This is a genomic window from Rhodopirellula sp. JB055 (assembly GCF_043100905.1).
GTDB lineage: Bacteria > Planctomycetota > Planctomycetia > Pirellulales > Pirellulaceae > Rhodopirellula.
Genome location: NZ_JBICHO010000505.1, coordinates 1 through 12,926 on the forward strand (window position 1 = coordinate 1; position 12,926 = coordinate 12,926).

At 57.4% G+C, this 12,926-nt stretch carries 9 protein-coding genes and 1 pseudogene; 4 read left to right on the forward strand and 6 right to left on the reverse strand.

Annotated elements, in window-relative coordinates; genetic code table 11:
- The 3 genes from tyrS to ACF8AM_RS19755 all read right to left on the reverse strand — a co-directional run.
- Nucleotides 1-1,276: tyrosine--tRNA ligase (gene tyrS / locus ACF8AM_RS19745; protein WP_392557299.1), on the reverse strand; the 1,276-nt coding region annotated here is incomplete at its 3' end.
- Complete coding sequence (ispD, locus tag ACF8AM_RS19750; protein ID WP_392557300.1) at nt 1,273-2,004, reverse strand: 2-C-methyl-D-erythritol 4-phosphate cytidylyltransferase; 732 nt, start codon at nt 2,002-2,004, stop codon at nt 1,273-1,275. The genes ispD and tyrS, both read right to left, overlap by 4 nt.
- A 16-nt stretch (nt 2,005-2,020) precedes the next feature.
- Entirely contained in the window at nt 2,021-3,298 is a 1,278-nt protein-coding gene (locus ACF8AM_RS19755) for a Gfo/Idh/MocA family protein (RefSeq protein WP_392557301.1), read from the reverse strand.
- A 58-nt stretch (nt 3,299-3,356) separates the two neighbouring features.
- Between ACF8AM_RS19755 and ACF8AM_RS19760 the strand changes: the two genes are divergently transcribed.
- From ACF8AM_RS19760 to ACF8AM_RS19770, 3 genes are all read left to right on the forward strand, one after another.
- On the forward strand, nt 3,357-4,019 hold the full coding sequence (locus tag ACF8AM_RS19760; RefSeq protein ID WP_392557302.1) for a hypothetical protein: 663 nt from the start codon (nt 3,357-3,359) through the stop codon (nt 4,017-4,019).
- 16 nt (nt 4,020-4,035) lie between these two features.
- The gene (locus ACF8AM_RS19765; protein ID WP_392557303.1) at nt 4,036-4,641 is read left to right on the forward strand and encodes a DUF2585 domain-containing protein; all 606 of its coding nucleotides are present in this window, start codon (nt 4,036-4,038) and stop codon (nt 4,639-4,641) included.
- A 122-nt stretch (nt 4,642-4,763) separates the two neighbouring features.
- Complete coding sequence (locus ACF8AM_RS19770; RefSeq protein ID WP_392557304.1) at nt 4,764-8,552, forward strand: HEAT repeat domain-containing protein; 3,789 nt, start codon at nt 4,764-4,766, stop codon at nt 8,550-8,552.
- A 229-nt stretch (nt 8,553-8,781) separates the two neighbouring features.
- On the opposite strand, the gene mgtE is transcribed toward ACF8AM_RS19770, so the two are convergent.
- Nucleotides 8,782-10,197, reverse strand: a complete 1,416-nt coding sequence (mgtE, locus tag ACF8AM_RS19775; protein ID WP_392557305.1) for a magnesium transporter — start codon at nt 10,195-10,197, stop codon at nt 8,782-8,784.
- Between the two features lie 75 nt (nt 10,198-10,272).
- On the opposite strand from mgtE, the gene ACF8AM_RS19780 reads away from it, so the two are divergent.
- Nucleotides 10,273-11,469 carry a M20 family metallopeptidase gene (locus ACF8AM_RS19780; RefSeq protein ID WP_392557306.1) on the forward strand — a complete coding sequence of 399 codons (1,197 nt, stop codon included), beginning with the start codon at nt 10,273-10,275 and terminating at the stop codon, nt 11,467-11,469.
- Between the two features lie 13 nt (nt 11,470-11,482).
- Here the strand turns inward: ACF8AM_RS19780 and ACF8AM_RS19785 are convergent, their stop codons facing one another.
- Together ACF8AM_RS19785 and ACF8AM_RS19790 are read right to left on the reverse strand one after the other, a co-directional pair.
- Nucleotides 11,483-11,881 (reverse strand): YraN family protein, encoded by a 399-nt coding sequence (locus tag ACF8AM_RS19785; protein WP_392557307.1) that lies wholly within the window; start codon nt 11,879-11,881, stop codon nt 11,483-11,485.
- Between the two features lie 114 nt (nt 11,882-11,995).
- A pseudogene (locus ACF8AM_RS19790) lies at nt 11,996-12,926 on the reverse strand (hypothetical protein); the annotation flags it as partial.

Genomic DNA, 12,926 nt, shown 5'->3' on the forward strand with positions numbered 1-12,926 from the left:
CATATTTGCGTTTGCCGCGGCGAAGCACCAAGACAGATCGGCCGTCCAGGTCATCGACGGTCAAGCGTTTTTGAACGTCTTCCACGCGAGTGTTGTTGACGTACACGCCGCCTTCGGACAAAGCCCGTCGAGCGTCGCCGCCACTGTTGCACAGTTTCGCGGTTTGGAGTGCTTCGACGATCCACAGGCCTTCGCCTTCAAGAGCCGATTTTGGAACGTCGCACGATGGAACGTCGGCAAAGATTTCACGCAGTTGTGAATCCGTGGTGTCGCCAAGTTCACCACCGAACAGAATCTGTGTGGCTCGTTGAGCCGATTGGACTCCGGCTTCGCCGTGAACCAATTCGGTCAGCCATTGGGCCAGTCGTTTCTGTGCGGTGCGTTGACCGGGATCGTTCTTGGTCTTGTCTTCGAGTTCGTCGTATTCGGCTCGCTCGATTTCGGTCAGGTACGCCAAGCATCGCATCACGTCTTCATCGGCGACGTTGATCCAGTACTGGTAGAACGCGTAGGGGCTGGTTCGCTCGGGATCCAACCACACGGCGCCGGATTCGGTCTTGCCCATTTTGCGACCGTCGCTGGTTGTCAGCAGTGGCGCGGTGATGCCGAACAATTGCTTGCCCAACATGCGACGGCCCAGGTCGATTCCAGCGGTGATGTTGCCCCACTGGTCACTGCCTCCGGCTTGGATACGGCAATCATGAGTCTGGGCCAGGTTCACGAAGTCGTAAGCCTGCAACAACATGTAGCTGAATTCGGTGTAGCTCAGGCCAGCTTCGCTTTCCAATCGGCTGCGGACGGATTCTTTGCCCATCATTGCACCGACGGGAAAGTTCTTGCCGACGTCGCGAAGGAACTCGAGGTACGAGTAGTTCTTCATCCAGTCAAAGTTATTCAGCAGCTTGGCTGCGTTTTCGCCTTCGAAGTCGAGGAAGTGACGCATTTGAGCTGCGACGCCATCGACGTTCTTTTGCAGTTGATCGGCGGATAGCAGATTGCGTTCTTCGCTTTTGCCGCTGGGGTCGCCGATCATCCCGGTGGCTCCACCAACCAGGGCAATCGGATTGTGACCGGCACGCTGGAAGCGACGCAGCATCATCAACTGCATCATGCCGCCGACGTGCAGTGAGGTCGCGGTGGGGTCAAACCCGATGTAGATCGTTTGCGGGCCGGAGTTGAGCAGTTCGGCGATTCCGTTTTCGTCGGTGGTTTGATTCAGCAAACCGCGCCAACGGAGATCTTCGATCAGTGAATTGGTGGCGTTGGAGGTGGTCATACGAATTCGCTTCGGCACTCGTTCAGGATCGCCTCCGCGATGCGGAGATCTTCGGGGAAGGTAATTTTCAAGTTGTCAGCGGAACCAGTGACAAGCTGAACCGGGTGAGAGGTTCGCTCGACCAGTTGGGCATCGTCCGTGGCCATGCGGCCTCGATCGCGAGCGTAAGCTTGACAAATGACGTCGATCGCGAACACCTGGGGAGTCAGGGCGACGTAGGTGTTGCGGCGATCGACTGTTTGGGAACCATCGCCTGTGGCTCGTTTGAGTGTTCCTGAAACGGGAGCGGCCAGGATGGCGGCGCCGGTTTCAGCCGCCTTGGCGAAGACCCGATCCAGGTCCGCTTGGCGAACCAAGGGGCGTGCTGCGTCGTGGATCGCGACCAGCGTTTGCGCGGATGCGTTGGCCGCAGCGGATTCGGCGGCGAATCGTTTCACTTGTTCCAATGCCGCGCCAACGCTTTCGCTGCGTGTTGCGCCTCCTCGAACGAGGTGGATCGGAGCGGCAGAAGACATCGCCGCGATTTGTTCACGAAAGGTGGACTCGTCTTCTTCGGAGACCGCCAGCACGATTTGCCGGACGTCGCCGCGATGTTGGAAGCGATCGACGGCGTGTTGCCAAAGCGGTTTGCCGTCCAGGTGCGCGAACAGCTTGTTGGACTGGCTGCCAAAACGTTGCCCGCTGCCAGCAGCGGGCATGATCACAGAAACAGAAGCAGCGCGGTTCATAAAGCGGGAACGCCGATCAAACGCGAGCGACGGGGTGTTTCAGTGGCAACCAAGCGGCATTGTCTTGGCTGCTGGCGACGCACTGTTGGATGAAGTACATACCTTCGACGCCATCGTGAACGCTCGGGTAGAGCGACTTCTTGCGATCGATGGTGGTTCCTTCGGCACGTTTGGCCATATCGTCAAACGCGGCGGCGTAAACGTTTGCGAAGGCTTCAAAGAAGGCTTCGGGGTGCCCCGATGGCAAGCGGCACGATGCCGCAGCAGTATCGTGCATGTAAGGCGCGTTGGGATCACGCGTGTAGATTTGGTGAGCCTTGCCGTTTTGGCGGTAGTGCAATTCGTTCGGGTTTTCTTGACGCCATTTCAGTGAACCCTTGGTGCCGTCGATTTCGATTTCAACATCGTTTTCGCGGCCGTGGCTGATTTGCGAGGCGGTGACGGTGCCCAAGGCACCGTTTTCGTAACGGATCACGGCAGTGCCGTAGTCATCCAGCTTGCGTCCTTCGACGAACGATTTCAGGCTGCAACTGACCGTTTCGGGTAACACGCCTGTCATGAAGCGGCCCAGGTTGTAGGCGTGCGTGGCGATGTCGCCGAACGCACCCGCGGCACCGCTCTTGGACGGGTCGGTTCGCCAGGAGGCTTGCTTTTGGTCGTCGTCTTCCAGTTTGTCGCGAAGCCAGCCTTGGATGTACTGCGAACGGATCGCGTTGATTTCGCCGAGTTCACCGCCCAGGATCATTTCGCGAGCTTGGCGAACGAGGGGATAGCCGGTGTAGTTGTGAGTCAGGGCAAAGACGACGTCGGAGTTTTCGACCGTCTTCAGCAATTGTTCGGCTTGATCCAAATCGAACGTCATCGGTTTGTCACAGACGACGTTGAAGCCCGCTTCGACGGCGGCTTTGGCGATTTCGAAGTGCGTGTGGTTGGGCGTGGTGACGCTGACGAAGTCGATTCGTTGGTCTTCTGGCAGCCGTGATTCGGCGTCCAGCATGGCTTCGTAGCTGCCGTAGGCTCGTGATTCATCGACGCCGTATCCGGGGGCGGAATTGCGGCTGCGTTCCGGGTTGCTGGAGAAGGCTCCGGCGACCAATTCGCTGCGATTGTCCAATCCCGCGGCAACGGTGTGGACGCGACCGATGAACGATCCGAGGCCACCGCCAACGATTCCCATACGGAGTTTTCGGTTCAGGGGAGCATTGAGCGACATGATGATTTTCGCGAGAAACGTGGAAAGAGGCGGTTCAGGACACGAGATTCCAATCGTAAAGTTCCCAGCCGATGCGTACAATCACAGGCTGAATCAACTCCTTTGTCCCCTTCCTCTGCCGCTAGCTGAGAAACGATTCATGAAAGACATTGCAGATCCCGTTCAAATGCCAGTCGTTCCAACCGAATCTATGCGATGTTGCGGGAATCGCGGATGGATGGTTGGTCTGGTCGGTGTGACATTGGTAGCCGTTGGGGTGGCCGTTTACTTCGCAGGTGTCGCCTCCGAGGCCCGGCGGGCTGCAGAAATCTCGGCTGACGCAGTGGCTGTTGATTCGGCTCAAACGGCGTTGTCCAAGTGGCAGGACTTGCCGATTGCGAACGCGACTGCCGCGGTCAGCAGCGAAAAGTTCTCGCTCGCGACCGGGGCGGTCAGTGATCAAGCGGATGGGTTGTTCGTGTTGGATCACAACTCAGGCCTGCTGCAGTGTTCAGTGATGTACCCGCGAATCGGACGTTTCGCGGCCACGTTCACCGTCAACATCTCCGATGCGTTGGGCACGGATGGCAAAGGCGGGACTTACATCATGGCCACCGGAGTCGCCGATTTTCCTCGTAGCAGCAGCAACCCGGTCGGACGTTCGGTGATCTATGTTTTGGACACCGCGACGGGCAACTACGCGTGTTATGGCGTTCCTTTCAATGCTCAAGCGATGAACGCGAACCGTCCGCAGCAAGGGTTGTTGGTGTTGATCGGACAGGGAACCGCCAACCCAGTGATCGATCGCGACGATCTGCGTTGAGCAGGAAACGGTTCCATTGAACGCAAGCCACGCCGGCTCACTTGAAAGCGACAACGATCGGTTCCCTCGGGACCGACGGTGGGCGGTCGGTTGGATTGCCGTGTTGATCCTCACCGGAATGGTGATGATCTTGTCGGGAATGGGACGTCGGTTTTGGTGTGAGTGCGGTTCTTGGGTGCCGTGGTCCTGGGACATTTGGACTGCCCATAACTCGCAGCATTTGATCGATCCCTATTTCTTCTCGCATGTTTTGCATGGTGTGTTGTTCTATGCCGCGTTGCGATGGGTGCCGCGGTTGAGTCCAGCCGGTCGTTTCTTGATCGCGATGGGACTGGAGGCGGGCTGGGAGGTCCTGGAGAATTCGCCGCTGATCATCGAGCGTTACCGGGAAGCGACGATGGCGGTGGGGTACACCGGTGATTCGATTGCGAATTCGGTGACGGATGTGGCGGCCTGCATGCTGGGGTATTGGTTTTCGTCCAAGTTTTCTTGGCGGTGGTCGGTCGCTTTGTTTGTGGTCAGCGAGATCGTGATGTTGATCATGATCCGAGACAATTTGACGCTCAACGTGTTGATGTTGGTCAGTCCTATTCCGGCGATCCAAGAGTGGCAAAGTGGCTGATTCGATCTTGCGAGCACCCTCTTTGGGATGGTATTGCGGGGCGTGAATGTTTGAAAATCGGCGTGTTGGACGCCCGTTTTCATGAAAATGACTGACTCCACGCCATGGAAGGCTGAATCAGGATGTCTGCTGGACGACTCCATTTGATCGCGTTGACGATTGCCGTCGGTGCTTTGTGTTTAGGTTGGGACACTCGAACCTTCGCGGCGGAAGCGGAGTGGATTTGGGCGTCGGGAACGACCCCGGAGCAAGCGATCCCACTCGGCGAGACGTGCTGGTTCCGTAAATCGTTGAACCTTCGTCATCGTGGCGAGGCCATCATCGAAATTGCCGCGGACGACGCCTATGAAGTGCACGTCAACGGTCGCAAAGTCGGTGAGGGAGAATCCTACCGGCGGATGCAAGAATTCAACATCAGCGATTACCTGGAGCCGGGACGAAACGTCGTCGCGGTGCAGGTTCAAAACACTCGTGGTGACACCGCCGCGTTGGTCGCTCGAGTTTCGATTCGACCTGAAATTGGCGAGAAATGGTTCACCTTCAGTTCCGACCGATCTTGGAAAACCAATCTGCAAGAGATCCCGCTTTGGAACACCGCGGCTTACAACGATGGTGCCTGGCAGCCAGCGTCGACCTTCGGTCCGCTCGGCGAAACCGCGCCATGGGACCGTGAACCCAACGTGGAGGTCGAAGTTGCCAAAGAGAATTCCGAACGTTTTCAAATCCAACGCGGGTTCGGAGTTCAACGTTTGATCAATGACGAACAAGTCGGATCGGTCATCGCGATGGCGTTTGACGAGTTCGGCCATGTGTTGCTTTCGCAAGAAGGCGGACCATTGTTGATCGTCACCGACCGGGACGACGATGGCGTTCCTGAAGATGTTCAAACTTATTGCGACAAAGTCGAATCCGTCCAAGGCATTTTGCCGCTCAATGGGGAAGTGTTTGTGACCGCGGATGGTCCCGACGGTTCAGCCCTTTATCGCTTGATCGACAAGGATCGAAACGGCGAACTGGAAACGGTCAAGACCATCGTCAAGTTCAGCGGTAACGGTGGCGAGCACGGCCCACACGGTTTGCGTCTCGGTCCCGACGGCATGATCTATGTTTCGGTTGGAAGTTATGTCAAACCGATCGGAAAGACAGGCAGCGGCGAAACGCTGAAAGACATCTACGAAGGCGATTTGCTGCCTCGCTATGAAGATCCCGGCGGGCACGGCCGAGGCGTGAAGGCTCCCGGTGGGACGATTATCCGGACGGACATCGAAGGCAAAGTCATTGAGCGAATCGCAGGCGGTTTGCGGAACGCATACGATTTGGCATTCCACCCCGAAGGCAACTTGTTCGTGCATGACGCGGACATGGAAGCCGACGTCGAGACACCTTGGTACCGTCCCACAGCACTGATGGATGTCACCGAGGCAGGTGAGTTTGGATGGCGTCCGGGTTGGGCGAAATGGCCTGAGTACTACATCGATCGACTGCCAAACGTGCTGGACACCGGTCGCGGCAGCCCGACGGGGATTGAGTGCTATGAGCACCACATGTTCCCGGTTCGTTACCACAACAGTTTGTTCATGGCGGATTGGTCCGAAGGCCGGATCTTGAACGTTCGACTCAAGCCCAATGGCAGCGGATTCCAAGCCGACAGCGAAGTGTTCTTGAAAGGGCAACCGCTCAACGTGACCGACTTGGCCGTCGGTCCCGACGGAGCGTTGTATTTCTGCACGGGAGGTCGTGGGACTGCTGGTGGAGTCTACCGCGTTGTCTATCAAGGCAAGATTCCTGAAGCGATGAAGCAACTCGGCAGCGGAATTGCCGCCGCGGTTCGCCAGCCTCAATTGGATGCTGCGTGGTCGCGTCAACGCATCGCCGCAATCCGTCGCGAATTGGGAAGCGATTGGGATCAGCAGTTGGCTGGCGTCGCTTACAGTGACGAGAACCCGCCGTCCTACCGCATTCGTGCGATGAATTTGATGCAGATGTACGGGCCCGTTCCCAGCGACGATTTGCTGGTCGAATTGTCCAAAGCCGAAAGCGAATTGGTGCGACGTCGCGCCGCGGTTCAACTGGGGCTGAACCCTTCCTCGCGAGCCAAGGCTCGTTTGAACGAGATGCTGAGCGACAGTGATTTGCGAGTCCGTCGTGCGGTTTGCGAAGCGATGCTTCGAAGCAACCAGATTCCTGAGGATCCACAGCCGCTGATCGATTTGCTGGCTCATGAGGACCGAGTGTTGTCCTACGTGGCCCGTCAAGTTCTGCAGCGCATCCCAGCCGCGAAGTGGAAGGAAACCGTTATCCTTCACGAAGACACCCGCACCGCATTGGTCGGCATGTTAGCCCTGGTTGCCGCGGACACAAACAAGATGACTGGGTTGTTGGTGCTCAAGCGAACCAGCAACATGATGAAAGAATTTTTGAGCGACAAGGACTTCGTCGACACGCTTCGTCTGTGCCAAGTCGCTTTGCATCGTTGCAACATCAAGGCTCAGGATGTGCCGTGGTTGTCCAAGCAGATTGCGGACGAATTTCCTGCTGGCGATTCTCGTATGAATCACGAGCTGATTCGTCTGGCGAGTTACTTGCAAGCGGAATCGTTGGTCCCGCGAGCAATGGAGTATTTGGAGTCCGATGCACCGGAGATGGACCGGGTGCTGGCCGCGATGTGTTTGCAACGCATCAATCGTCAGTGGTCGGCTCGTGAACGGTTTGCACTGCTGAAGTTCTACGAGGGTGTCGCCGGTCGAGACAGCGAAGGTTCATTGCCGATGTACATGGTCGGAGTGACCCGCGATTTTGCTCGTCACCTGTCAGAGGATGATATTCAAGCGATCCTGGACGAAGGCAGCCGGTGGCGGAATTCGGCTCTCGGTGCTCTGTTTCAATTGGAACGCCCGGTCAATGAGGCCACGGCAGAAAAGTTGCGTGCTCTCGATGATGAGCTGACCAAAGAGGACAAAGTTGACGACGTTCATCGCCGTTTGCGAACGGGCATCATCGCGATGTTGGCGACCGCTCCTGACGACGCATCCTCTGCCCACTTGCGAAAAATTTGGCGGACGGAGCCTCAGCGTCGCGCTGTGGTGGCGATGGCACTGGCACAACATCCTGACGGCGAAAACTGGGACTACTTGGTCCGTAGTTTGAACGTTTTGGATGGACCGGCCGCGAATGAGGTCGTCACTCGTCTTCGATCGGTGCCGATCGCGACCGATGATCCAATGGCATTGCGGTCATTGGTTCTGATGGGCTTGCGAGCCGAAAAAGAAGGGACCACCTTTGAGAGCGTTGAGCAATTGCTCGAGCATTGGACAGGGATGCAGCGTCCCGAAGGTGTTAAACAATCCATGGCACCGTGGCAGCGTTGGTATGCCAAGACGTTCCCCGATCGTCCACCAGCCGAGTTGCCGCGGGAAGATGAATCTCGCTGGGACTTTGAACAGTTGATCACTCACCTGGAAAGTGACGAAGGGCAGGGCGGTGACGCGCTGGCTGGAGCGGAAGTCTACGCTCGCGCCCAGTGTGCCAGTTGTCACCGAGCAGGCAACCAAGGGTCTGCCATTGGCCCCGATCTGACCAGCGTGGCTCGGCGTTTCACACGTCGCGAAATTCTGGAATCGGTTCTGTATCCGTCCCACGTTGTGAGCGATCAATACGCCAGCAAGAAAGTGTTGACGCTCGATGGCGACGTTTATGTGGGAATGGTCAGCAAGTCCGGGGCCGATTTGCAAATTCGCGATTCGAACAACCACGTGACAATCTTGGACGAATCCGAAGTCGATTTGATCCAGCCCAGTCGGTCGAGCATCATGCCGAGCGGTTTGTTGGACGAGTTGTCGTTGCAAGAAATCGCCGACTTGATGGCGTATCTCAACGACGCCAATCGAATCGAGATCGCGACTCGACCCTGATAGGTTTGTTGGCTGCCGTTCGGCGTGTCGAGCCAGGCGGGCAGGCAGGAACGATCGGGAAGAATCAGGTGCCGTCTGGGCGTTGGTCCAGATGGTGCGTGGGAGCAGTGGCATCCGCCAGAAAGGTTCCCATGCCGAATGACGGCAGCCCACTCGCTTAGCAGCGAGCGAAGAACAAGTGTCGGACAGAAAGGGTGCATGGGCTTCCTGTCTGTGTTCCGCTCTGTTCTTAGATCAAACGCTCCAGCAGCATCGTGGCCAATCCCAGCACCAACATGAACCCGCACATGTCGGTCACGGTTGTGAGCAGCGGACCGCTGGCGACCGCCGGGTCGAACCCAAGTCGTTTCAGCAGCAACGGCACGGTGCCTCCGATGGAAACTGCGATCAGAGTGTTTGCACACAAGGCGACTCCGACGACGAGTCCGAGGTAGGGATTGCCATCCCAGATTACAGCGACGATGGCAACTAGCATTCCAAGCACCGTGCCATTGATCAGGCCAACACTCATTTCTTGCAGCCACACGCGAAACATTTCTGCGGGACGCACCAAACCGAGTGAAAGCTCTCGCATGCTGACCGCGACCGCTTGGTTACCACTGCAACCGCTCATATCACTGATGATCGGAAGGAACACTGCCAAGGCGATCACCTTCGACAGGGTGTCCTGGTACATGGCGATGACGCCGGCGGCACCGATGTTGAGCAGAATGTTGATGCTGAGCCAACTCAGTCGTCGTTTGGAACGCTGCCACAGCGGCATTGTTCGCAGTTCTTCCCCACCGATGATCCCTTGGCTTTTCAGGAAATCGCTTTCGGCGGCGCGAGTGGATTCGTAATCCACTGCGTTCCGGTGGACGACGCCCAGTAGTTTGTGGTTGTCGTCGACGACCGGAACGCCCAAGAAATGGTGGGCGTCAAAGAAGTCCCGTAGTTCATCAAGCGGCATACTCGCTGTGATTGACAGCGGGTCGAGGATCATGATGTCCGCGACCGGATCGGTTCGTTTGGCGAACAGCAAGTTCCGCATCGGTAGCACGCCCACCAATTTATCGTTGTCGTCCGTCAGGTAGGCATACTGAACGTCGTAGTCGCGAAACTCTTCGGCGTTTTCGGAGAGCGTTGTGATGACTTCATGGACGAGGCTGCTTTGGTTGAATCGCAAGATTTCACGAACGAGCAACCCGCCCGCTTGGTCATCACTGTAAGCGGCCAGTTCACGGACAGAGGCTGCATCCGCCGCCGGCATCGCTTGCAAAATGGACTCGGCCTGGTCATCGTCCAGGTCACCCAGCAGGTCAGCTTGTTCGTCGCTGGACATCTCTTGGACAATGGCCGCCGCGTCGAGTGTATCCAACGCGTCGACCAGTTCAGCCGCTTGGGTCTCGCTCAGGTGCCGCAACAGTTCGGCGGCCTCTTCCGCGGAAAGCAGCGTCAGGACGGCGGTGTGGTGGTCTTCGTCCAAACGGCTCAGCGCCAACGCTTGGTCATGTGCAGCGAGGCTCAACAGGAAGTTTCTGAGTCCTTCCGCGTCACCGGCCTCCGCCAATTCGCCCAGTCGTTCCCAGGGTCGCCAGTCGGACAGCGGTTCAGTCCCGGTGGAATCGGGGTGGACGGGGCGTTCGGGGAAGGAGGAAGCATTCACTGGTGCAGAGGGCCGCTGGAAGGTGTAGATTGTCGGACTTCAGTTGCCACGGCTATTTCCTACCGAGACCTCGTTTTGTCATCTGTTGTCAGACTATTGTCCGATTTGATCGCGTTCTCGACGGTCAGTCATACCAGCAATCAGGCGATCACGGAGTGGGTGGCGGAGCGTTTGAGAGCACAAGGGTTTGAATGTGAGCAAACGCGGTACCTTGATGGGGAAGGTGTCCCAAAATTCAATTTGGTTGCCAAGCGTTTGCCGCTTGATTCGCAGGAAAAAACAGGTGGCTCATCCGACGATCGGTCCGAGAACGAAACCGGTTTGGCATATTTCTGTCACACTGATGTCGTTCCCGCGGATCGATGGAACGGGCCGGGGGGGAATCCCTTTCGAGCGGTGATCGAAGACGGCCGTTTGTATGGCCGTGGCTCATGTGACATGAAGGGTTCGTTGGCTGCGATGCTCGCCGTGGTGGATGGCTTGGACGCCGCACAGCAATCGGCGCCGCTTTGGATTGTCTGCACCGCCGATGAGGAAACGGGACTGCGTGGTGCAAAGGAGTTGGTCCAAAGCAGTCCAGCCTATCGGGATCTCGTCGCCCACGATCCAGTGGCTTTGATTGGCGAGCCAACGGAGCTTCGGGTCGTTTACGCTCACAAAGGCATGTCTGGTTTTCGAGTGGTCTCCCATGGCAAGGCCGCTCACAGCAGCACCAGTCGAGGCGTCAACGCGAATGTGTTGATGATTCCCTATTTGCAGACGATCCTCGAACTGCATGAGCGTGTGCAGACGGACCCGCTGATGCGAGATGACCGGTTTGATCCTCCGACGTTGACATTCAACTTTGGAATCAGTGACCATGCCGAGGCGACCAACATTGTTCCGGATCGCAGTGAAGTGTGGGGCAATTGGCGGACGATGCCTGGCGTCGATGGCGCCTGTCTGATGTCGGATGCAAAAGCGGCGGCCGAGCAACTTGGGTTGAATTTTTTCAGTTACAAGTCGGTCGAACCCATGGAGAGTCGCACGGATGATCCGGCACTGATTCGAATGTGCGAATTGGCCAGCCCATATGGTGGAAGTGAGAAACCCGAGACGGTTTGTTATTCCACCGACGGTGCTGTGCTGAATGAACTCAGTCATCGAATCGTTTGCGGGCCGGGCAGCATCGATCAGGCACACACGGTCGATGAATTCATCGAGCTGAAATCACTGGAGGACGGCGTCGCACTTTTTCGAGAGGCCGCGCATGCTTTTGCGATGCGGTCCTGATTGGTGGGGCCCGTCAGACAAAGAAGGAATCCAGCCCGACGGCGTCAAACGCTGATTCGTAGTGTTCAACGCGGGTCGGGTGCGGTTCCTCGCGAGGCCACCAAACCGCGATCACGTCAAACCGACAGGCCACGCCAAGCAGTTGTTTGCGTTTCAAGTAGCGAAGAGCAGCACGCGTGATGCGGGCTTGTTTGTTCTCGTCGACTCGATCGGCAGGGTGGCCGGGGCGTGTGGTGGACAACGTTTTGACTTCGGCAAAAACCAGCAATCTTGGACGCTTGCGAAGCGCGATCAGGTCAATCTCGCCGGCGCGATCGGATTCACTTTCGGCGATGACTTGCAGGCCTTTGCGTCGCATCAAACGAGCCGCCACGCGTTCCCCGCGGCGACCAAGAGGGGCGTCGCCATCAATGGCACCAAACCGGCGATCGTTGTACCACTCTTGCCAGCGTCGCGTGTGCGAGGTGAGCCAGGAGAAGCCTGAAGAAACGCGATGGGTGGGACGTTCGGCGGCCACGTGTCTGCCTTAGGGTTTGGGGACGTGGCGGTATTGCCCGAAGTTCTTTTCCGCAATTCGTCGCATCCGGCTTTCGCCTTCGCGGCTGTGATAGCTGATGGTGTGAACGATGCTGATCGGGTCGGTGTCACCGAACAGGTTGGTTGACCGGTTCTCTTCGGAGAGCAAGTCTTCGATGCCTTGTGGGAACTCGCCGTCGGAGAGCAAGAAGATCACGTCAGGTTTGAGTTCCAACGCGAATCGCAGTGGTTCGTAGGGGGCTTTGCCGCGGTCCATCGACACTCGCATTGCCCAGTTACGAAGCTGTTGTTTGTTTTTCGCGGTTGCATAGACGCTGCGTGGTTCGGGTTCTGTGGACCCTGACAACTGCATGTAGTCGCACTCGGCGTCAAAGAAGACCACGTAAAAGCGTTGCTTTTCCGTCAGCATGTCGATCGATTGAAGCAATGCGGATCGAGCGGAGGTGAAGGCATCGCCCATGCTGCCGGAACTGTCGACGAGGTAGACGAAGTGGTTGCCGCCTCCTTCGACGCCGCAGAACTCCATTTGCGATTTCGCGTCCGAGCTCAGTTTCTGCATCGCTTGGGATGCCGAGGACGAGGAGCTGGAAAGCGATGAAAGATTGGATGCGGCTGCGGCAACGGAATCCATGGCGGTCGAGGTGACATCGACGATCGGCATCTCGCCAATCTCACTGACGTCGTATTGCGTTTCATCGGGCTGCGATTGAGTCGGCTCGGAAACCGGTTCGCTGCTTTCGATGGTAAACGTTTCCATGGCGGTCTCTTCGCTTTCGCTGCTTGCGGAAGCCGAGAACGCCATTTGATCTTTCGGGCGAGCGTTGCTGAGGGTGAACGCGGCGAGGATGAACAGCAGAACCACGTGAACGATGGCGCTGACGATCACCGCGGCTGGTTTGCGGCGACGACCGCTGGTGTCC